The sequence below is a fragment of the Kribbella sp. NBC_01505 genome (assembly GCF_045040285.1).
In the GTDB taxonomy this organism is placed as follows: Bacteria; Actinomycetota; Actinomycetes; order Propionibacteriales; family Kribbellaceae; genus Kribbella.
This window is the reverse complement of sequence record NZ_CP109425.1, coordinates 6,553,681-6,573,579: the sequence shown is the minus strand read 5'-3', so window position 1 is coordinate 6,573,579 and position 19,899 is coordinate 6,553,681. Positions and strand designations below refer to the sequence as shown.

Annotated in this window: 17 protein-coding genes; 6 read left to right on the top strand and 11 right to left on the bottom strand. The window is 67.6% G+C overall.

The annotated features are described in order from the left end of the window. Positions 1-1,505: 1,505 nt before the first annotated feature. Positions 1,506-2,432: an AEC family transporter gene (locus OG474_RS31220; RefSeq protein ID WP_405057181.1), complete on the bottom strand. Its 927-nt coding sequence runs from the start codon at positions 2,430-2,432 to the stop codon at positions 1,506-1,508. A 177-nt stretch (positions 2,433-2,609) separates the two neighbouring features. On the opposite strand from OG474_RS31220, the gene OG474_RS31215 reads away from it, so the two are divergent. Continuing rightward, positions 2,610-3,971 (top strand): phosphodiester glycosidase family protein, encoded by a 1,362-nt coding sequence (locus OG474_RS31215; RefSeq protein ID WP_405057180.1) that lies wholly within the window; start codon positions 2,610-2,612, stop codon positions 3,969-3,971. 68 nt (positions 3,972-4,039) lie between these two features. Further along, positions 4,040-5,461: a phosphodiester glycosidase family protein gene (locus tag OG474_RS31210; RefSeq protein WP_405057179.1), complete on the top strand. Its 1,422-nt coding sequence runs from the start codon at positions 4,040-4,042 to the stop codon at positions 5,459-5,461. Positions 5,462-5,519: 58 nt separating this feature from the next. Here the strand turns inward: OG474_RS31210 and OG474_RS31205 are convergent, their stop codons facing one another. Continuing rightward, positions 5,520-7,175, bottom strand: a complete 1,656-nt coding sequence (locus OG474_RS31205) for a glutamate--tRNA ligase (protein ID WP_405057178.1) — start codon at positions 7,173-7,175, stop codon at positions 5,520-5,522. Between the two features lie 82 nt (positions 7,176-7,257). Then, the gene (locus tag OG474_RS31200) at positions 7,258-7,617 is read right to left on the bottom strand and encodes a MerR family transcriptional regulator (RefSeq protein ID WP_405057177.1); all 360 of its coding nucleotides are present in this window, start codon (positions 7,615-7,617) and stop codon (positions 7,258-7,260) included. A 71-nt stretch (positions 7,618-7,688) separates the two neighbouring features. Between OG474_RS31200 and OG474_RS31195 the strand changes: the two genes are divergently transcribed. Further along, complete coding sequence (locus tag OG474_RS31195) at positions 7,689-8,771, top strand: alkene reductase (protein WP_405057176.1); 1,083 nt, start codon at positions 7,689-7,691, stop codon at positions 8,769-8,771. Here OG474_RS31195 and OG474_RS31190 read toward each other — a convergent pair. Continuing rightward, on the bottom strand, positions 8,768-9,304 hold the full coding sequence (locus tag OG474_RS31190) for a GNAT family N-acetyltransferase (RefSeq protein ID WP_405057175.1): 537 nt from the start codon (positions 9,302-9,304) through the stop codon (positions 8,768-8,770). The two genes, OG474_RS31195 and OG474_RS31190, sit on opposite strands and share 4 nt — an antisense overlap. 204 nt (positions 9,305-9,508) lie before the next feature. Between OG474_RS31190 and OG474_RS31185 the strand changes: the two genes are divergently transcribed. Further along, complete coding sequence (locus tag OG474_RS31185) at positions 9,509-10,510, top strand: M14 family zinc carboxypeptidase (RefSeq protein WP_405057174.1); 1,002 nt, start codon at positions 9,509-9,511, stop codon at positions 10,508-10,510. 83 nt (positions 10,511-10,593) lie between these two features. On the opposite strand, the gene OG474_RS31180 is transcribed toward OG474_RS31185, so the two are convergent. Then, positions 10,594-11,877 (bottom strand): cytochrome P450, encoded by a 1,284-nt coding sequence (locus OG474_RS31180; RefSeq protein ID WP_405057173.1) that lies wholly within the window; start codon positions 11,875-11,877, stop codon positions 10,594-10,596. Between OG474_RS31180 and OG474_RS31175 the strand changes: the two genes are divergently transcribed. Continuing rightward, positions 11,871-12,023 carry a hypothetical protein gene (locus OG474_RS31175; RefSeq protein WP_405057172.1) on the top strand — a complete coding sequence of 51 codons (153 nt, stop codon included), beginning with the start codon at positions 11,871-11,873 and terminating at the stop codon, positions 12,021-12,023. The two genes, OG474_RS31180 and OG474_RS31175, sit on opposite strands and share 7 nt — an antisense overlap. Positions 12,024-12,032: 9 nt before the next feature. Here the strand turns inward: OG474_RS31175 and OG474_RS31170 are convergent, their stop codons facing one another. The 4 genes from OG474_RS31170 to OG474_RS31155 form a co-directional block, all read right to left on the bottom strand. Then, positions 12,033-13,295 (bottom strand): hypothetical protein, encoded by a 1,263-nt coding sequence (locus OG474_RS31170; protein WP_405057171.1) that lies wholly within the window; start codon positions 13,293-13,295, stop codon positions 12,033-12,035. Between the two features lie 2 nt (positions 13,296-13,297). Further along, on the bottom strand, positions 13,298-14,836 hold the full coding sequence (locus OG474_RS31165) for an alkaline phosphatase D family protein (protein WP_405057170.1): 1,539 nt from the start codon (positions 14,834-14,836) through the stop codon (positions 13,298-13,300). Positions 14,837-14,987: 151 nt separating this feature from the next. Then, complete coding sequence (locus OG474_RS31160) at positions 14,988-15,362, bottom strand: DUF1304 family protein (RefSeq protein WP_405057169.1); 375 nt, start codon at positions 15,360-15,362, stop codon at positions 14,988-14,990. Next, positions 15,359-15,694 carry a cupin domain-containing protein gene (locus OG474_RS31155; RefSeq protein ID WP_405057168.1) on the bottom strand — a complete coding sequence of 112 codons (336 nt, stop codon included), beginning with the start codon at positions 15,692-15,694 and terminating at the stop codon, positions 15,359-15,361. Before OG474_RS31155 ends, OG474_RS31160 begins: the two co-directional genes overlap by 4 nt. Positions 15,695-15,817: 123 nt before the next feature. Between OG474_RS31155 and OG474_RS31150 the strand changes: the two genes are divergently transcribed. Beyond that, on the top strand, positions 15,818-16,870 hold the full coding sequence (locus OG474_RS31150) for a LuxR C-terminal-related transcriptional regulator (protein ID WP_405057167.1): 1,053 nt from the start codon (positions 15,818-15,820) through the stop codon (positions 16,868-16,870). Here the strand turns inward: OG474_RS31150 and OG474_RS31145 are convergent. Together OG474_RS31145 and OG474_RS31140 are read right to left on the bottom strand one after the other, a co-directional pair. Beyond that, entirely contained in the window at positions 16,867-18,279 is a 1,413-nt protein-coding gene (locus OG474_RS31145; RefSeq protein WP_405057166.1) for a glycoside hydrolase family 6 protein, read from the bottom strand. The genes OG474_RS31150 and OG474_RS31145 overlap by 4 nt on opposite strands. 96 nt (positions 18,280-18,375) lie before the next feature. Then, the gene (locus OG474_RS31140) at positions 18,376-19,890 is read right to left on the bottom strand and encodes an alpha/beta fold hydrolase (protein ID WP_405057165.1); all 1,515 of its coding nucleotides are present in this window, start codon (positions 19,888-19,890) and stop codon (positions 18,376-18,378) included. Between the last annotated feature and the right edge of the window lie 9 nt (positions 19,891-19,899).

Here is a 19,899-nt window from a genome sequence, read left to right as displayed (position 1 = left end):
GGTTTGCGGGGCTCTGCTGTCTCCCTGCGGCAGTAGGTCCCCGCAAAGATGTCCGTGGGTCGTGATCCGTCGCGGTGGTTGATCCACTGTGCGACCCAGGAACCCCTCCTCCCCGAATGTGCTCGTCCCGTCCGGCCGCTCGGATTCGGCCGGCGGCGTACGCGGTGGTTGGTCGCCGCTGCGGCCGGATTTACAGAGACGGGTGGCTGGGGCGGTCTCTGGCTGGCCCGGATGGTGCGGCCGGTGATCACGGTGCCGGTTGCTTGAGCTTCTGGGCTTCGGTGCGGCCGGCGATGAGGAGGCCTGTTGAGTGGCCCGTTCGCGGTGGTTTTTCGCGGTTTGCGGGGATCTGCTGCCTCTGAGTGCCTGTTGCGATTTCGCCGCAGGTGATCGGTCGCGGTGGTTGAGGACTTTGGCCGGCCAGGAACTCCGCCTCCCCGGATGTGCCCGTCCCATCCGGCCGCTCGGATTCGGCCGGCGATGTGCGCGGTGGCTGGTCGCCGCTGCGGCCGGTTTTACTGATGCGGGTGGCTGGTGCGGTCTTCGGCTGAGGGGGATGGTGCGGTCGGTGACCGAGGTTCCCCGTTGCTTGTGGTTGACGGGCTGTGGTTGCGGCCAGCGATGAGGAGGCCTGTCAGGTGATTCGCCGCCGTGGTGACCACTACGGTTCGAGTCGGCTGCCAGCGTGTGAAATTTCGCTGGATATCCGTTCAAATGGGCGCTTCTCTGCTCAAATATTGAGGGGAGAACCAGCAACTTGCGGGGAGATCCCCTCATTTTCTGCACCGCAACCGAAGCCCAGAAGCTCAGGTGACCGGCACGCGGTCACCGGCCTCGCCATCCCCCTCAGCCCCAGGCGACGCCCGCCTAGCGCTTCAGTAAATCGGCCGCCGCGGCGGCCAGCCACCGGGTATGTGTCCGGCCTGTCCGGTGCGGCGCGAATCGGGGGTACAGCTCTCTTTGCGGGGATCTGCTGCCACCCAGAGACAGCAGCTCCCCGCAAACCCGTGGAAACCCCGCCCAGCCACAGGTCCACGGAGACCTACTGCCAAATACCGGCAGCAATCATCCGTGAACCCGCTCCAACCCGCCCAGCCACCGGATTGCAGGCACCAACGCCACGCCGATTCTGCAACAGCCTCTGAGCGGCAGCAGATCCGCGCAGAGGCGCGATTCGCGGGTCCGTCGGCAGGTTTACGGAGTTTCTACTGCCACGGAGCGATAGTAGGACTCCGTGAATCTCGCAACCGGCACCTTCAGACGGCCTCAACTCGTTGGCCGCAACCGAAGCCCGGAAGCTCAGGCGGCGGGCAGATGGTCGCCGGCCTCGCTATCCGGCCCAGCCGTAGGTGCGGCCAACCATCCTGTCGTTGCCAACGGCCGCAGCGGCGAGCAACCACCGGGTACCTGTCCGGCCGCAGGGCAACCGAGCGGGAGCTCGCCTTTGTGGAGTGCTACTGCCACCCAGCGGCAGTAGGACTCCACAAAGATGTGGGGAGCGGTGGTTAGGCGAGTAGGCCGGCTATTGCAGTCATTAGGGGGATGGAGACGAGGGTGCTGATGAGGACGGCGCTTCGGGCCAGGGTTCTCGAGGTTCGGTAGTGGACGGCGTAGACGTAGACGTTTTGGGCGGTTGGTAGGGCGGCTAGGAGGGTGGGGGCCAGCAGCGCGGCGCCGTGGAGGTTGAGGATCCAGCGGGCGACGGCGTACGCGATCAGGGGTTGGGCGACGGTCTTCAGGACCACGGCCAGTACGACGTCTCGCTGCAAAGTGATCGAGTCCTTCGCTCCCGCGCTCAGGCTGAGGCCGTATGCGATCAGCGCGACCGGAACGGCGGCTGCCGCGAGCAGGTCGATCGGGCGCATCAGCACCGTTGGCAGCGGCAGGTTGAACGCGGCCGCCACCAGCCCGAGGAGCGATGCAACCGTCAGCGGGTTGCGCAGCGGTCGGGTCAGGAGCGTGCGTAGTTGGACCCGGCGCCCGCTCCCCTGTCGATCGCCGTCCAGAATCGCGAACGCTACCGGCGCGAACACCAGCAGCTGGAACAGGACGATCGGCGCGACCAGTGCGCCGTTCCCCAGCACGTACGCCGCGATCGGTACGCCGAGGTTGCCCGCGTTCACGTACGACGACGCGAGCACTCCGACCGTCGCCTCGGAGCGCGAGCGTCGCCAGAGCAGCACCGCGATCAGCAGGAAGATCACCTGGACGACGAGCAGACTGGCCAGGTTCGTCACCAGGACCATGGAGAAAATCGAGTGCAGGTCCGCGCGCGCGACGGTGGTGAACAGCAGCGCCGGGGTCGCGACGAAGAACGCCAGCCGGGACAGCACGAGCTCGTCCTCGGAGCGCAGGACGCCGGCCAGACCGACCAGGTATCCGAGCACTGCGACCGCCACCAGCGCGACGAACGCACCCACGACGGCGGACACCCGCGGTCAACTCCTCAACGGCTCGGCAACCCCCGAATCGTAGCGGGAAGGCCGCTCCACACCTTCGGGCAACCATCCTCCGGGCACCTTCACCGCCGCGGGGCGGAGCCCTACCCTGGTAATCGCTGACAGTTCAGCGCATCACGCGGAAAGATTCCGCCCTGGGGAAGGATGCCGATGTCCGCTCATCTCAAGCGAGGGCTTGCCGTCGCGGCCCTGCTCACCGTCATCGGGGTCCCGGCCGCCGCCACACCAGGCGGCGATCCGGGTTCCTCCGGCTACACGTCCGACCCGGCCTCGCCGGGCTACCGGAACACCCCGAGCAAATCGGCCGACCCGATTCCCTCCGCGCCGCGAGCCGACGGGAGCTTGCCGATCGGCGATGCCGATCTCGCCGAGACGCGGACCGACCAGGCCCTTGCGCCTGGGGTCACGCTGACCAAGATCGTTCGCGGTACCGAACCGGCCGACCCCGACGAGATCGGTACGACGACTCGCGGGCCGTGGGTGGTCAACGTGGTGACGATCGATCCGGCACTCGCGCAGGGTCGCCTCCAAACGTCGTACGGACCGGATCTGGCGCGGACCGAGAAGACCTCGCAGCTGGTCAAGAGTGCGGCCGCGGTCGTCGGTACGAACGCGTCGTTCTTCACCTTCACCGCGAACCCGACGTACCCGGGTGATCCGGTCGGGCTCGGCATCTCCGACGGTCAGCTGATCAGCGAACCGACCACGAGCGCGACCGAGATGAACCTGCTGATCGATGCCAGCAGCAACCAAATGAGCGTGCAGAAGGTGCGCTGGACCGGGCAGATCCGGAACCGCGACACCGCTGCGACGCTGCCGCTCGAGTTCATCAACCACCCGCCGGTGGTGCCGGCGGCCTGTGCGGATGTCGTCGATCAGACCACCTGCACCGCTGCGGGCGACGTCGTGCTGTTTACCCCGCACTTCGCCAGCAAGACTCCGACGGGGCATGGGGTCGAGATCGTCTTCGACCGGCTCGGTTGTGTGGTCCGGACGTCGCGCACCCGCGGCAGCACGCTCACGGTCAGCCAGTTTGCGCTGCAGGCGACCGGGAAGGACACCAACGCATTGCTGGCCCTGACCGCGGCCGGCGGCTGTGTCGACCGCAATCACACACTGACCGGCGATCAGGGCACGCCGATCGCACTGCACCGCGGCCTGTACGGCGTGGTCGGGCGCTACCGGCTCACCCAGGGCGGCGCGATCGTCGTACCGCCTGGCTCTGGAAGTTTCTTCGCTCGCAACCCACGGACCATCGCCGGGGCCACGGCGGACGGGAAGTTGATGCTCGCCACCATCGACGGGCGGCAGACCACGAGTGTCGGTACGACGCTCGCCGAGACCGGTGCGGTCGCGAACGCGCTCGGGATGCACAACTCGGTCAACCTGGACGGCGGCGGCTCGACCGCGATGGCGCGCACGAACGGGACGCTGATCAACCGCCCGAGCGGGACGAACGGCGCCGAGCGGTACGTCGGCGATGCGCTCCTCTACTACCCCACCCGCTCGTAACCTGGTGGATGCTGACGAGTCAGCGGCGTGAACGGTAAAATTCCACCCATTCGGGGAAGGATGGGCTCATGAAGCCTTCCGCCCGCCGCGGACTCGCCGCCGCCGCCCTCCTGACCATCGCCGCCACCCTCACCACCCCCGCAACCGCCGCACCACCGAGCCCAAGCACCGGCCTGACTGGCGAGACCGCCGCACCGGTGACGGCTGGCTTGGCCGGGGAGTCGGGGGCGCCCATCCCGTCTTCGGCGACGGGGGTGGCCGCGTCCCAGGTACCAACCGGGCGTCCGGCGGGCGGGTTGCCAGTCGGCGGCCCCGCCCCGACCCAGCCGAGTACCAGCCAGAGCCTCGCGGACGGGTTGCCGATCGGGGACTCGGATCTGGTTGAGACGCGGAGCAGTGAGAGTTTGGGTCGTGGGGTGACGTTGACTCGGATCGTGCGTGGGACTGAGCCGGCGCCTGCGGATCAGATCAACACGACGCCGCGCGGGCCGTGGGTGGTGAGTGTGCTGACCATCGATCCGCGGCGGGCTCGCGGACAGTTGCAGGCGACGTACGGCGCGGATCTGGCGCGGGTGGAGAAGACCTCGGAGCTGGTTCGTGGTGCTGGTGCGGTGGCCGGGGTGAATGCGTCGTTCTTCACGTTCACCGCGAACCCGACGTACCCGGGTGAGCAGGTCGGGCTCGGGATCTTCGACGGCAAGCTGCTGAGTGAGCCGCTGTCCGATCCGGCCGAGGCGAACCTGCTGATCGATGCCAAGAGCAACAAGGTGCTCATCGGTCATCTCAGCTGGACGGGCAAGCTTCGTAACCGGTGGACCAAAGCCGAACTGCCGCTGGAGTTCGTCAACCACCCGCCGGTGGTGCCCGTCGGCGAGGCGCCGGGCGACGTCGTACTGTTCACGCCTGAGTTCGGTGCCGCGACGCCGTCAGGTGCTGGGGTGGAGGTTGTCTTCGATCGGCGCGGGTGCGTCGTTCGAACGGCGAACACGCGGGGAACGACGCTGACCAAGAGCCAGTTCGCGGTGCAGGCGACCGGGCCGGATACCAACGCGCTGCTTGCGCTCACCACGCGCGGTTGTGTGGATCGTCAGCTCGCTGTCGCTGACCAGCGGGGTCGGAAAGTCCAACTACACAAGGGCTTGTACGGCGTGACCGGTCGCTACCAGCTCACGTCGAACGGCGTGGTCGTCGTACCGCCTGGGTCTGGAAGCTTCTTCGATCGGAACCCGCGCACGATCGCCGGTACCACCCGCGACGGCAAGATCGTCCTCGCCACCATCGACGGCCGACAGACCACCAGCGTCGGCACCACGATGACCGAAACCGCAGCAGTCGCGAAGGCGCTCGGCCTGCACGACTCCATCAACCTCGACGGCGGCGGCTCCACCGCGATGGCCCGAGCCGACGGCACCCTCGTCAACCACCCCAGCGGCACCAACGGCGCCGAACGCGCCGTGGGCGACGCCATCGTCTTCGTTCCCCACCACTAAAAAGCTAACGTCCGAAAGACTCGCCGACGGTGGTCGGCGTGTCTTCGGACGTCAGGGGTCAGGAACCGGCGAGGGCCTTGAGGCGGCGGAGGGTTTCTTCGGCGCCTAGGGCCTGGGTGGTGGCGTGGAGGTCGGGGCTCTTGGTGGCGCCGGTGATGGCTACCCGGACGAGCTGGGAGGCCTCGCGGATGGAGCCTGGGAAGGCGTCCGGGTCCTTCTTGTATTCCTTGGCGTTGGCGGCGAAGCCGTGCTTGGCGGCCAGGTCGCGGATCTGGTTGAACCACTCCGAGGCGTCATCGCGGTGCTCGTAGCTGGCGACCAGGTCCTGTGCGAAGGCGGTGACGACCTCCGGTGCGACGCCGAGGGCGGCGATCCGCTCGTCGGTCGGGCCGGTGACAAGCTCGAACAACGAGGGGAAGAAGAACGCGTACGCCGCACGGAAGTCGGACCACTTGCGCAGGTCCTTGCGCGGGTTCTCCACACCGTCGCGCTCGACCGCGAGAGCGCGCAGCGCAAGCTCGGGCTCCGCGTCCAGCACCGGGACGAGCTCGGCGTCGTACTCGAGAGCCCAGACGCGGACCGCGTCGAAGATCTGCTGACCGCTCAGCGTGGCGATGTGGTCGGCGCTGATGTCCTCGAGCTTCACGAGGTCGACGAGCGGACCGGCGACACCGCACTGGTCGAGCTGGATCGGCGCGGCGAGCGCCTCCGCCAGCGGCACCTCGGCCAGCCGGCCGTTCGCCAGGCCGCGCAGGTAGTAGAGGACCGCGTCGGCCGGGAAGCCCGCGCCGATGTAGAAGTCGACGCCGGCCTCAGGGTCCTTGCGCTTCGACAGCTTCCGCTTGCCGCCGGGGATCTGCTTCATCAGCGGCGCGATGTGCGCGTACTGGATCGGCTCGAACTCCAGGGCCGCGAACAGCTGCTGGTGCAGCGGCACGGAGGAGATCCACTCGTCGCCGCGGATCACCAGGTTGACCCGCATCAGGTGGTCGTCGACAGCGTGCGCGAAGTGGTACGTCGGGAGCCGCGGCGACTGGTCCGACGCCTTCAGGATCACGGCGTCGTTCCGGTTCGCCTCGTGCTCGAGCTCACCGCGGATCGCGTCGGTGAACCGGGCTCGCTGGCCGTCCGCGTCGTCCGGCGCCCGGAAGCGCACGACGTACGGCGTCCCGTCGGCCAGCTTGGCGGCCACGTCGGTCGCCTCGGCATCGCGCCAGATCGCCCACTTGCCGTAGTACCCGGTCGGGACCTTGTTGGCCTGCTGGCGTCCGGTGATGTCGGCCAGCTCCTCCTTGGTGGCGAAGCACAGGTAGGCCTTGCCCTCGCGGAGCAGCTGCCGCACGTAGGTCAGGTAGATCTGCTCACGCTGCGACTGCATGTACGGCCCGTAGGAGCCCTTGGTGACATCCTCGTCGGAGGAGATGTGGAAGTAGTCGAACCCGCGCGCGAACTGCTCCAGCGCACCCTCGACCTCACGCGACTGGTCGGTGTCCTCGATCCGCACCAGGTAGACGCCGCCGGTGTTCGTGGAGACGTCCCGGTCGATCATCCCGGCGTAGATCCCGCCGATGTGGATGAACCCGGTCGGCGACGGGCCGAGCCGCGTCACCTTCGCACCGTCGGCCAGCTCACGCTGCGGATACTTCTCCTCCCAGAACTCCGGCTCGGGGAGATCGGCAGGGAACAGGCCATCGATGACCGCGCGGTCGAGCATTTTTCGGTACGTCTCACTTCCGGGGTTCAGCAGAGGGGTGGTAACCGGTCGAGCCTAGCAACTCCGGAGCGGGGAACCGGCCTCAGAGCGTTGCGCGGTGGGCGCGATTGATCGTGATGAGCTCGTCCAGGGAGTCCCGGGTCCGGAGCAGCTCCTCGATGTGGTTCGACAACCGGTCCCGTTCGCCGGCCATCCGCTCGGCCGCGGCATCCGACGTCCGCTCGCTCGGGGCGTCCGCACACGGCAGCACGTCCTTGATCGTCCGGCTCGACAGACCCGCGGTGAACATCCGCTGGATGAACGCGACCCGCTCGATCGCGTCGTCGCCGTACTGCCGCTGACCACTGGCGCTGCGCGTGCTGGCGAGCAGGCCCTGCTCCTCGTAGTACCGCAACGAACGCACGCTGACGCCGCTCTTCGCGGAGACCTCGCCGATCCGCATCGATCCTCCTCGTGTGACCTGGGCCACGAACCTTTGCCCCTCACATGAATGTGAGCTTTTAGCGTAGCCGCATGAGCACCCTCTTCGACAACTACCGCCTCGGCCACCTCGAACTCCCCAACCGCGTAGCGATGGCACCGATGACCCGGGTCCGCGCCGCAGCCGGCGGTCTCGCGACGCCCGCGATGGCGACGTACTACGCCCAGCGGGCCACCGCCGGGCTGATCGTCTCCGAAGGCGTCCAGCCGAGCCTGATCGGACAGTCCAACCCCGGTACGCCGGGACTGCACACCGACGAGCAGGTCGAGTCGTGGCGCCAGGTGACCACCGCCGTCCACGCGAACGGTGGCCGCATCTTCGCCCAGATCATGCACGGCGGCCGCGTCTCGCACCCGGAGACCAACGGCCTGCAACCGGCCGGCCCATCAGCCGTCGCTGCGGTCGGCGACGTCTTCACTCCGAGCGGAAAGCAGCCGGCACCGCTCCCGCGCGCGATGACGACGGCCGAAGTACCGGAACACGCTCGCTCGTACGCCGACGCGGCCCGGCGCGGTGTCGAGGCCGGATTCGACGGGGTCGAGTTGCACGGCGCCAACGGCTACCTCATCTCGCAGTTCCTGGCCGACAACTCCAATCTGCGCACCGACCAGTACGGCGGCTCGATCGCGAACCGGATCCGCTTCGCCGTCGAGTCTGTCGAGCAGACGGTCGATGCGGTCGGCGCTGCTCGGACCAGCATCCGACTGTCCCCCGGCGCGACGATCTGGGGTGTGCAGGAGAACGACGTACCGGCGCTCTACACCGCACTGGTGAAGGAGCTGGCGCAGTTCGACCTTGCCTACCTGCACCTTGAGGTCACCACTGACGAGGCAACGCTCGCCACCCTGCGCAAGCTCTGGCCAGGCACCCTGATCATCAACCCGGGTCCGGTGACGGGTCCCGGCCAGACCAGGCCCGCGGATGCCGACTACTGGCTTCGCCAAGGCGCCGACCTGATCAGCTTCGGCCGTGCGTTCATCGCCAACCCGGACCTGGTCGAGCGCCTCCGCAACAACCTCCCGCTGGCACCCGCCGACGAGGCCACGTTCTTCCAGGGCGGCAACGACGGGTACCTGACCTACCCGGCGTACCAGTACGACGCCGTCGCGGCCTAGGTCAGCACCGCGACATCCGGCCAGGCGATCCGCAGACAAGCCGGGCTCCCATCGAGCCGACTCGGATCGCCGCCGGGCGGTGGCGCCAGCGCAGTCCCGACGGCCTCACCACCGCTGGCGCGATAGAAGCCCTGCGCGGCGGCGTTCTGCTCGAGCACCCACAGGTACATGGCGTTGCTGGCTCCGCGTCGTCCGACAGCACTCGCCGCCTGCCGCAACAACCGGCCGCCGATACCTGACCCGCGCTGGGCGTTCCGCACATGCAGGTTGTCCACCAGGCTGCCCCACTGCGGGTCCGCATCAAACATCACATGCACGAACCCGACCAGCCCGCCGTCATCCTCCGCGAGGACCGTCTCGGCATGCCCCGGTACGGCGAGCCGCTCCGCCCAGACCGCTCGCCGCTCGACCTCGATGTCCCCGTCCAAGAACGCATCAGCGAACGCACCCCGGTAATGCCGCCGCCAGCTATCCGCATGCAGCAAAGCGATCTGCTCCGCGTCGCCAACCCCAGCCACCCGAAAAGAAGTCACCCCCAACCTCACCACGCCGTACCGGATCCAGACCACAAGATTTCGCGCCGACTAAAGCGCCAACCCGGCCTGCCTTGAGCACCGATCAACCACTTTTCGACCGAACAGATGGCTGAGCCGTGCTCAAGGTCGTTCGTTCCAGCAGGTGGTCTGGGGAGCGGGAGGGGTTGTTGCGGTGGGTAGTGGCGTTGATACTCGGCGAGCATGAGGATCAAGCCCCGAATCGCCCTGATGTCCGCCCTCGTCACTGTCGGGCTACTTGTCGCACCAGCCGCCCGCGCCAGCTCGCCCACGATCGATCCGCGACCGTCGACCGCGAAGCTCACGGTCGAGCTGCACAAACTCGCCGTACTGAGCCATGGCAGGATCCGCGTCACTCCGATCGGCCGCACCAACGAGAACCGGCCGGTCTGGGCCGCGCGGGTCGGCCACGGCAAGCTGAAGATCCAGTACGTCACCCAGCAGCACGGTGACGAGCCGCTCGGCACGCCCGCGGCGCTGGAGTTCCTGCGGACGGTCGGTGTCGGCAACAGCGCGTGGCAGCGCAAGCTGCTGTCCGAGGTGACCGTCGACATCGTCGTGCGCGCGAACCCGGACGGCCACGAACACAACTGGCGCTACAACTACGACCCGACCGCCACCCCGGAGTACGGCGAAGCCGGCAAGGGGTACGACATCAACCGGTACCACGATCCGGCGGTCGCGCCGCAGGACAATCCGGCGACCGAGGCCGGGCTGGTGCAGCGCCGGTACGCCGCGTTCCAGCCGGACATCATGGTCGACTACCACATGCAGGGTCGCTACAAAGATGCCGCCGGCAAGGAAATCACCGCCTCCACGCTGTGGCCGACGAACTCGGCCGTGAAGCCCGCGGACGTGAACTTCGCCAAGCAGATCGCGGTCCTCGTGCAGCGGTCGATCAACGGCACCGGCGGGAACGTGTCGCAGTACCCGGGCGGCGACTACCAAGGCATCGCCCGCAACGGCTACGGCCTGCTGGGCAGCGGCAGCGTCCTGATCGAGCTGAGCGACATCCCCGGCCGCGAGCAGACCCAGATCTCGGACGCACTCGCCTCGATGCTCGCCATCGTCCGCTCAGCCGCCGACGGTTCACTCCGCAAGATCGACCCAGCCGCCGCCAACACCATCCCGCCCCGCGGCCCCGCACTGCCCGGGACACTTGCAGACGAGGACGAGGCGGCCTGATCCAACGCGCTAAGGACAGGAGGTATCCGCCAAATCGCGGCTGCCCGAGCTGGGCGTAGGCGCGCGATGGCGTCTACGTAGACCTATACGTCCTGTCCTTGGCGCACCTCTTCGACGCGGACCTGGACGCCGTAGCGAGGGCGCATGGCGCCGTAGCCGATCGGGCGGATCCGTTGTGGCACTGGGCTCAGCGTGACGCGTTCGAGGAGTCGGCTCAGGATGACCTGTAGCTCGACAGTGGCGAAGGTCGCGCCGATGCAGCGGTGCGGCCCGGCGGCGAACGGGAGGAACTCGGCCGGGGTCGGCTTGTGATACCCCGGCCGGTCCGGATTCCAGCGCTCCGGGTCGAACCGCTTCGGCTCCGGCCAGATCTCAGCGAGGCGATGCGTCACATACGGGCTGATCACCAGCTGACTGCCCACCGGGATCTGCTCCCCCGCGAACTCGAACTCGGTCGCGACATAGCGACCAGACATCACGGCCGGCGGATGCAACCGCAAGCCCTCGGAGACCAGGTTCGCAACGGCCGGATCGTCGTACGGCGCTCCGGCCGCCCGCTGCCAGTGCTCGGGGGCGTTCACCAACTCGTGGACCAGCCAGCCCATCGCAGCACTCGTGGTCTCGTAGCCGGCCGCGATCAAGCTGATCACCTGATCGCGGATCTCCTCGTCGGACAGCCGATCGCCGTCCTCGTCGACCGCCTCGACGAGCGCGGACAGGACGTCCTTGCCGGCCTGCTCCGGATGCGCCCGCCGATAAGTGATCTCTTCATAGACCAGACCATCGACCTCCGCCTTGGCAGCGAGCGACCGCCGCCAGGTCGGCAGCCCGAACCGCTCCTGCACCAACCGCTCGAACGGCAACAGGTCAAGGAGATCCAGCACCAACTGCAGCTGATCCCCCAGCCGCTGCTCGTCCGCCGCCAACCGGTCCCCGAACAGCAGCTCGATCGTGCTCCGCCGGATCGCTCGCCGGAACTCGGCGTACGCGTCGACGACCGTCCCCGGCCGCCACCCGTCGATCACCTGGTCCGCGTTGCGGCGGAAGGTATCGACGTACTCGGCGATCTGACGGTGGTGGAAGGCCGGCTGCATCAACCGTCGCCGGCGTTTGTGCGGCGCACCGTCGCTGACGATCAGTGCCGACTCACCAGTGATCGGCACCAGGAACTCCATCGCCTCCCGCCACCGGAAGAGGTCCGAGTTGGCGAACACGAACTGGTTCGCCTCGGCCCCGAGCAGGAAGGTGAAGCGGATCGGCCCGAGCCCCGTCTTCACCACTGGCCCGCGACGCCGGTACATGTCGACAAGTTCGTCGTAGGGACGTCGCAACAGCTGGAAGTAGTCGATTGCCTTCGCGGTTGGCACCCGTCCATCATCACCTCGCCGACCGCGCCCAGGCCGGGATCGTGCGCGATCACGCAGCCCTCACCGCCGGTTCAGGCAATCTGACCAAGACCCGCACCCACAACTTCGCCGACTACCTCTTCCTCGACGAAGTTGTGGTTGCCTGAAGCGCGGTTCTACCAGCTGTTGTTGGAGATTCCTGTCCCCAGGAACACCTGGTCGTGGGTGTTGCCGTCGGTGTCGTCGGTGTAGACGACGGCTACTTCGGCGAACGACGAGACCGCCACGGCCATCTGTTCCTGGCGACCAGGAGTGGCCGAGCTGAGTCGCTGGGCGGAGAGGCGGCCGGTGTCGGTGCCGGCTGCGTCGAAGCCGCGAACCCAGACGTCGGGATCGGCGGCTTGGGCCGTCCAGCCGACGACTGTCTGCTTGACGTCGTCGATGCCGACCGAGGGCGCCTTGCCGCCGGCCGCGACCTCTACGTCGGCGAAGCGGGCGGTGCCGCTGGCGTCGAAGGTGCGGGTCCAGGCTCCGGCGGTGCCGGTGTGGTTGGACTCCCAGGCGACAGCGAAGTCACCGTTGAAGTTGGCGTCGACTGTTGCGTGCGACTGCTCTCCGCCGGTGTTGGAGTTCGCGACCCGACGTGTCAGGTTCACGGCACCATTCGTCCTGGCCAGACGCACCAGACCGACGTTGTACGACGCGTTGGCGTCACCGTCCTCGTCCCACACGACCAACGCGTCCCCAGAGGCCGAGACTGCGACATCCGGGTTGTGGTGCTGACCGGTCGTCTGCGAGGCGGTGACCTCCCAGGCCCGGGTTGTCGGTCCAGTGTACCCGGCCGCCTTCACCGTGGCCGGCGTACCGGTCTGGATGTCTTCCCACACCGCAGTGAAGGCGACAGCCCCACCCAAGGGTGCACCATCTGGGTCCACAGAAACGCGGGGGTTGATCTGCTGACCAGTAGCACTGCTGTTGGCGTTACCGGAGGCCGTGACTGTGCCTGCGGTGTTCAGAACGCGGTAGGGGATGTTGTAGAAGCCATTGCCGTCCGGGTCGTCCTGCCAGACCACTACTGCGTTGCCCTTGTCATCCAGACCAACGTCCGGGTGCAGGTGCCGCCAGTTGGTCACACCGGAGTCGCCGCCGGCGGACAGCTTCTTCTCGTAGACAGCAGTGCCGTTGTGGAACAGGCGAATCCAGATGTCGCTGTGGACGTTGTCGGCCGTGTTGTCCGCGTCGCGATCGTCCTCCCACACCACAGCGACGTACCCGGTCCGGTTGATTGCTACAGACGGCGAGTCCTGATCGCCAGTGGCCGTGCTGTTGGCGACGATCCAGGTCGGGGTGGCGACGTGCGCGGACGCCGTCGGCGCCATGAGCCCGAGTGCGGTGACAGCAACGCCCGCGACGGCCAGTGTGCGCTTGAGCTTCAGCATGGTCACACCGCCTGCAATCCGGGCTGGCCCTCTTGGATGACGAACGACTTCGCAGTCGTCGCAGCGGCACCGTGCTCCGACACCTTCGCGACAGCACGGAAGTCGGCCCGCATCTCGGTCGGCGAGATCGTCGTACGGATGTAGCCGCGCCTGTTGTTGAAGAACTTCAGCCAGGGGTTGGTCCCAACGTCAGGAATGGCAGTGGCTCCGTCCCCGTCCCCACTGGACGTGACCGATGTGCAGACGAGCTCACTGCCGATGGTGGCCGAGTTGGCGTTGTTGTAGTCAGCCTTGAGGTCACTGGCCCAAGCACGGTGCACATCACCAGTCAGTACGACGGGGTTGCGCACACCGCGGTCCACCCAGCCCTGCTGGATCCGGGCGCGGGAGGCGCGGTAGCCGTCCCACGAGTCCATGCTGGCGCCGGTGGAGTTGAACCGGCGAGCGAAGAACACCTGCTGCCCGATGATGTCCCAGGTCGCGGTCTTCTGGTTCAGTCCGTTCAGCAACCAGGTCTCCTGCGCGTTGCCCGGCAGGCTGCGCGACGCGAGGTCCGCATCGGAGCAGACCTTCCAGCCGTCTCCACAGGCCTGGTCGTTGCGGTACTGCCGGGTGTCGAGCATGTGGAACGTCGCCAGGTTCCCCCACTGCAGACGGCGGTAGAGCTGGATTGCAGCGCCACCGTTCACCTGCGCAGGTCGCAGCGGCATGTTCTCGTAGTACGCCTGGTACGCAGCCGCCTGCCGAGCAGTCCACTGAGCAGCCGTCAGAGCCGGCGTACTGTCGGCGCGGATGTTGCCGGCCCGGTTGTTCTCGACCTCATGGTCATCCGGTACGACGATCCACGGCGCGACTGCGTGAGCTGCCTGCAGGTCCGCGTCGCTCTTGTACTGCGCGTACCGGCGCCGGTAGTCCGCCAGCGACACGATCTCCGAGGCACCGGCGTGCAACCGCGGTCGACCGGTCGTCGCGCCGTACTCGTAGATGTAGTCACCCAGATGCAGGATCAGACCGGGGTTGTCCTCAGCCATCCGCCGGTAGGCCGTGTAGTAGCCCTCTTCGTAGTGGGCGCACGAGGCGAACGACATGACGAGCTCTCGGCCCGGAGTGCCGGCGGCCGGAGCAGTCCGGGTGCGGCCGACCGGTGAGAGGTGGCCCTGGGCGCGGAACCGGTAGTAGTAGTCGAAGTCCGCGTTGAGTCCACCGGCGATGACGTGGACCGAGTGAGCAGAGGCGGACTTCGCGACGACGGAGCCGGAAGCGACCAGTGTGGCGAAGGTGTCGGTGGTCGACACCTGCCAGTCGACGGTCACGTCCGCGGTCCCCATGCCACCAAGGCCGTCGGCGTTCAGGGGTGAGGGGGCGAGTCGTGTCCAGAGGACCACACTGCTCGCGTCGGGATCGCCCGAGGCGATCCCGAGCTGGAACGGGTACGGGACTGCCGCGGTGGCCGCGATCACGGCTGAACGGACCGGGAGTGCGCTGACGCCGGCCGCGGCGAGTCCACCGAGGACAAGGGTTCTGCGACTGATTGGGCTCATGAGGCCTCACCTTCACGGGTACTCAGGGCGGGGGTCTCCCGGATGGATGACGTGGACGCTGACATCCGGGAAACCTTGAGCATGCGTGGTGCGGTGGCCATCTTTGCGCAATTCCCGTAACTTTCCTACCGGTTGGTCTAGGCAGTTTGGTCTAAGCCGTGACCAGGATCAGCAGCGCCAGTGCCGGGATCCCCTCCATCAGGGAGTTCAGCCAGAGCCGTCGCTCCGACACGACCAGCACCACCGCCATGAACGTGTGCTGCGCCGCCGTGAACACGACCAGCGCGTGCCCGGCCGACTCGTGCCCGTTGGCCGCCAGTACGACGCCTGCCACCAGCGCGATTGCGGTTGTCAGGTTGTAGAACCCCATGTTGATCGTCCAGAGCCGGACCGACCCGAAATGCTCGGGGTCGGTCAGGAACATCGGGTACAGCTTGGGGTGCTTCCAGAGGAACGCCTCCATCACGAACACCACGGTCAAGATCACCGCGATCACGACGGCCAGCACCTGCGCCGCCGTACTCATGACTGGACCACCGTGACGCGAAAGGTGAGGAACTTCGCGGCCGGCGTGAGCACCGAGAAGGTGTTCGCCGTACCGGCCGGGATGCTGATCGAGGTCCCCGGACCGAGGTCGTAGCCCTCGTCATCGGCCTGGACCAGGATCCGCCCCTGCAGCACGTAGTACGCCTTGCTCCACGGCTCCACGTTCGGCGGCCCGCCCGGACCCCGCGGCGCGTCGATCTCCAGCAGTTCGTACTCGGTGCCGGTGTGTTCGGCCCCGATCTTCACAGTCACGGTCGAGTCCGGCGCGACGTACTCCTGCCCGGTCCCTGCTGAACTCAGATGCACTGTCATACCGGCGACGGTAGGAAGCCGGCTATCCGCTGGGCCATCCCGCACGACAGGGCTTCGGACGGCCTATCCCATCCCCACAATTCGGGGATAGGCGACGTCGGTACGGCGGCGCATACTGAGCGCATGTGGGAGGGGCAGGCGCGGTCCGCGCGCCGGGAGATCGCGGCGCTGGCGACGTCCGGACTGGGCGTCGAGGCGCTGCACGCCGCCGCGATCGAGGTGGTCGACCGGATCGTGGCCAGCGACTTCACCTGCTGGGCGGCGCTCGACCCGAGCAGCCTCATGATGAGCTCGATGACCAGCGGCCGGGACCGGATCCCACCGGAGCTCGAGCCGCTGCTGGCCGAGACCGAGTACGTCGGCGACGTACCGAACTCGTTTGCCGAGCTTGCCCAGCACGCACGCCCGGTCGCCCGCTTGTCCGACCTGCCGCATCGCGACGTCGTCGGGCACCGGCGGCTGAACGAGATCTGGCGGCCGCTGGGGATCGACCACGAGGTGCGGGCGGTGTTCAGCGTCGATGGGGACTGCTGGGGTGCGGCGGGGTTCGTGCGATCCGGCTCGGACTTCACTGATCGCGAGCTGGAGTTCCTGACGGCGGTTGCTCCGGCGATCGGCGCGGCGACCCGAGTCGCGGTCCGCTCCGGCGCGCACGGCTACCGCGGTGGCGCCGGCCCCTCGATCATCGTCACCGGAGCCAACGGCGAGCCGCGCGCCGTCACCGCGGCCGCCCGGTCCTGGCAGGACGAGCTGGATCAGATCGCGCCCGGCCGATTCGCCGTCCTGCTGCAGGCCATGGTGACCGGGACCCGGGCCGCGGCCGGCGGCACGTTCCAGGCGCGGGTCCAGACCGCGTCCGGAGGCTGGGCCTTGATGCAGGGCAGCCGGCTGATCAGCGACGACGACGAGTCCGAGGTCGTCGTCACGATCGAGCCGGCTTCAGGTCAGCACCTCGTCGGGATGCTGCTGGCGGCGTACGGGCTGACCACCCGCGAGCGCGAGATCTGCCTCGAGGTGATCTCCGGGCACACCACCGCCGAGATCGCCGGCCGGCTGTCGATCTCACCGCACACCATCCAGGACCACCTGAAGGCAGCGTTCGCCAAGGTCGGCGTCCGCAGTCGCGGTGAGCTCGTCGCAACGCTCCGGCCGGACGATCTCACTCCGTCGCGCTAGTTGTTGATCAGCTTCAGGGCGAGCTGCGGATCGAACGTGCCCGCCTTTTCACCGGACTCGCCGCACGGCCCGTCCGAGTCACCAGGAACCTTCACCCAGAGGAGCATTTCGGCACCGCCGCCTTGCTGTGCGGTCGTGCCGAGCTTGCGGCCGGCCGGGTTGCACCACTCGGAGCCCTTCGCACCGTTGCCGTTGCGGCTGGTGTCGATGACGAACGGCTTCGGCGTCGCCCAGTGGCTGTTGAGATCGTTGGCGAAGGCAATGGTCTCGGCGGTCGTGTAGTAGTTCGACACGTTGATCGCCACCCCGTGGGCGTTCGCGATGCCGATGCTGTTCAACCGCGCAGCGAGCTCCCCGGCACCGATGCCGGTCCCCCAGCCCTTGTTGGTCGCGTCGGCGTACGTCCACGTGTTCGGCGCGGAGCTCTTGAGCGTCTGCAGCGCGAAGGTGAGCATCCGGATCCGGGCGTTCTTCTCGTTGATGTCGGTGATGCACTGGAAATCGCCGATCGAGTCCGGCTCCAGGATCACCAGCGCCGGCCGGCTACCGATCGCCGTCGCAAGGGTCTGGATCCAGTTCTTGTACGCCGTCTCGCCCGCGGCACCGCCACTCGAATGGCCACCGCACGCGTCCCGGCCGGGCAGGTTGTACGCGACCAGCACGGGCAGCTTGTCGGCCGTGTCCGCCGGACCGACGTAGTTGTTGATATCCGTGGCCAGGTTGGTGTTCCAGCCACCGAACCAGCGCGCCATCGGCTCACTGCCGATCGCGTTGTTGATCGTGGTCGCCGTACCGCCGGGGTGCGCGTTGGCCCACTCCTTCGGGTTCGAGTGCGGGTCGACGTAGAAGCCGTTCGTAAGCTCGATCGGGCTTCCTGCCGGCGGCGGACCGTCCACCTCGGTCAGCGAGACGTTGTCGAGCCAGAAGGTGTAGCCACCGCCGGCCAGTCCACCGAGCTGGAAGGTCAGCTCGGCCTGGGTGGTCTCCAGCGAGCTGGTGAAGTCGAGGCTGATCCGCTGCGTCGCCGTACCGACCGAGAAGGTCTGGTTGAGCGCGGCGGTGAACGGGGTCGCGTTGAGCTGCACCGTGGTCAGCAGCGTGCGGGCCGCGGAGGCACGCGCGTCGAAGGCCAGCGTGTACTTGCGGCCTTGGTGAACCGCGAACGCCGGGGTCTTCTGGCCGAGCATGGCGTCCCACTTGTTCGCGGTTCCACCCGGTACGACGGCCTTCAGCTGGCCGGCGTCCGGGCTGATCGGCGTATTGCCGGTCCCCCACCAGTTCGCCGTACCGTTGCTGAAGGTGCCGTTCGTGAGGAGCTCGGGGGCGGCGCTCGCCGTGGAAGCGCTGCCAGGAATTGCCACTCCGAGAGTGAGTGCGGCCGTGATGAGGCCACGGAGAATTCGTTGCATGGATGGCTCCTTCGGGGCGAAAGGGGCGGGGAGGTCCAGGGACCGGAAGCGCTCCCAGTTTGCCCGGTCACGCTCTCGGTTGTCACTAGTTTTCGGTCATCGAATCGAACTCGTCACCGACTTACCGATCGGCAGCGGGTCGAACGGCTTGCGATCCTGCTGACAGGTCGAACCATCAGGCGGTGCCGCCAGCGTGGTCAGGTACTTCGTGAGCAACTCGTCCGCGCAGACGCTCGCGCCGAAGCTGGTGGCGTGCCCCCAGCCCTCGATCGTGACCATCCGTGCGTCCGGCCACAGGTTCGCAAACGGCCGGGTCGCCTGGTACGGCGTGGCCGGATCATGCCGTGTCCCGAACACGAGGACCGGCGGCTTCACCCGGTTCTCGAACGGTCCGGCGAAGGCATCGGTGTCGGTCAGCCCGAGGAATTCGCACTGGATCCCGATCCACGCGCGATACCGGCCGAAGTGCGGAGCGCGCTGGTCGGCAGCGTCGGCGTACGCCGGGTAGGCCAGCGGCCGGCCGGTCTGCCGGGTCTCGACACACGGCTGCATCGCGTTGCCGATCGAGGGGTAGTCCTCTTGCCGCGCAGGCGCCGCCTTGCTCTGGGCTTTCGGTTGCGTCGCCAACTCGGCCAGTTGCTGGGCCAGCGCGGGATAAGTGTCCGACCTGTAGAAGGCGTCGAACATGATCCCCACCGTGGTCGAGTAGTCGAAGCCCCCGATCGGCTTGCTCTGCAGGCGATCGAGCAGATTCTCGACGACGGTCTTCGGGGCGCCGAGCGCATTCAGCGGGCAGGCTGCCGCGGCCTTCTTACACTCCAGCAGGAACTGCTGATAACTGTCCGACGCGGCCTCCCCCTGCCGAAGCCGCGCACCGAACGGCAGGTCGTCGCCGTTCGAGCCGGTGTACCGCTCGGGAAGCAGCGTGCCGTCCATGACCATGGCCCGAACCTTGTTCGGGAACAGCTTCGCGTACGTCGCGCCGAGATAGGTGCCGTAGGAATAGCCGATGTAGTTGAGTTTCTTGTCCCCAACCGCCTGCCGCAGCACGTCCAGATCCCGCGCGACGTTCGCAGTCGAGTAGTGCTCAAGCCGATCGGGCGACGTCTTCCGGCAACTGGCCGCCATCTTCGCGGCGTCGGCGATGTACCCGCGCTCCTCCTTGGCGGTGGTCGGGAACAGCTTCAGCTTCGCCAGCACCGCCCCCTCCTCGGCCGCCGTCGGATAGCAAGTGACCGGGTCCGACAACCCGACCCCGCGCGGGTCGAAACCAAGGATGTCGAACCGCGCGCGCAACTCCGGCGAGTAGGTCGACGCGTTGTGCTGGATGAACGAAACCCCAGAGGCCCCGGGCCCGCCTGGGTTCGTGAACAGCGTCCCGATCCGCCGGGCCGGGTCGCTCGCGGGCAACCGGGTCAGGGCGATGGTGGTGGTCGATCCGTTCGGGCGGTCGTAGTCGGTCGGGACCTCGACCGTCGCGCACTGGAACTGAGCCAGCTCCGGTCCACAGGTCCCCCAGTTGATCTTCGGTACGCCGACCGCGCTCGCGCTGACGGGCATCGTCAGCGCGAGCGCGGTCATGGCAACTGTCAGAGTTCTTCGGTGCCTCATGGGAGGACC

Bases quoted from the DNA above. Each gene is read 5' to 3' on its own strand.
- OG474_RS31210 (WP_405057179.1), top strand. From the start codon at position 4,040: ATGAAGCCTTCCGCCCGCCGCGGACTCGCCGCCGCCGCCCTCCTGACC.
- OG474_RS31170 (WP_405057171.1), bottom strand. From the start codon at position 13,295: ATGCTGAAGCTCAAGCGCACACTGGCCGTCGCGGGCGTTGCTGTCACC.
- OG474_RS31145 (WP_405057166.1), bottom strand. From the start codon at position 18,279: ATGCAACGAATTCTCCGTGGCCTCATCACGGCCGCACTCACTCTCGGA.
- OG474_RS31195 (WP_405057176.1), top strand. From the start codon at position 7,689: ATGAGCACCCTCTTCGACAACTACCGCCTCGGCCACCTCGAACTCCCC.
- OG474_RS31200 (WP_405057177.1), bottom strand. From the start codon at position 7,617: ATGCGGATCGGCGAGGTCTCCGCGAAGAGCGGCGTCAGCGTGCGTTCG.
- OG474_RS31215 (WP_405057180.1), top strand. From the start codon at position 2,610: ATGTCCGCTCATCTCAAGCGAGGGCTTGCCGTCGCGGCCCTGCTCACC.
- OG474_RS31150 (WP_405057167.1), top strand. From the start codon at position 15,818: ATGTGGGAGGGGCAGGCGCGGTCCGCGCGCCGGGAGATCGCGGCGCTG.
- OG474_RS31155 (WP_405057168.1), bottom strand. From the start codon at position 15,694: ATGACAGTGCATCTGAGTTCAGCAGGGACCGGGCAGGAGTACGTCGCG.
- OG474_RS31165 (WP_405057170.1), bottom strand. From the start codon at position 14,836: ATGAGCCCAATCAGTCGCAGAACCCTTGTCCTCGGTGGACTCGCCGCG.
- OG474_RS31140 (WP_405057165.1), bottom strand. From the start codon at position 19,890: ATGAGGCACCGAAGAACTCTGACAGTTGCCATGACCGCGCTCGCGCTG.
- OG474_RS31185 (WP_405057174.1), top strand. From the start codon at position 9,509: ATGAGGATCAAGCCCCGAATCGCCCTGATGTCCGCCCTCGTCACTGTC.
- OG474_RS31160 (WP_405057169.1), bottom strand. From the start codon at position 15,362: ATGAGTACGGCGGCGCAGGTGCTGGCCGTCGTGATCGCGGTGATCTTG.
- OG474_RS31205 (WP_405057178.1), bottom strand. From the start codon at position 7,175: ATGCTCGACCGCGCGGTCATCGATGGCCTGTTCCCTGCCGATCTCCCC.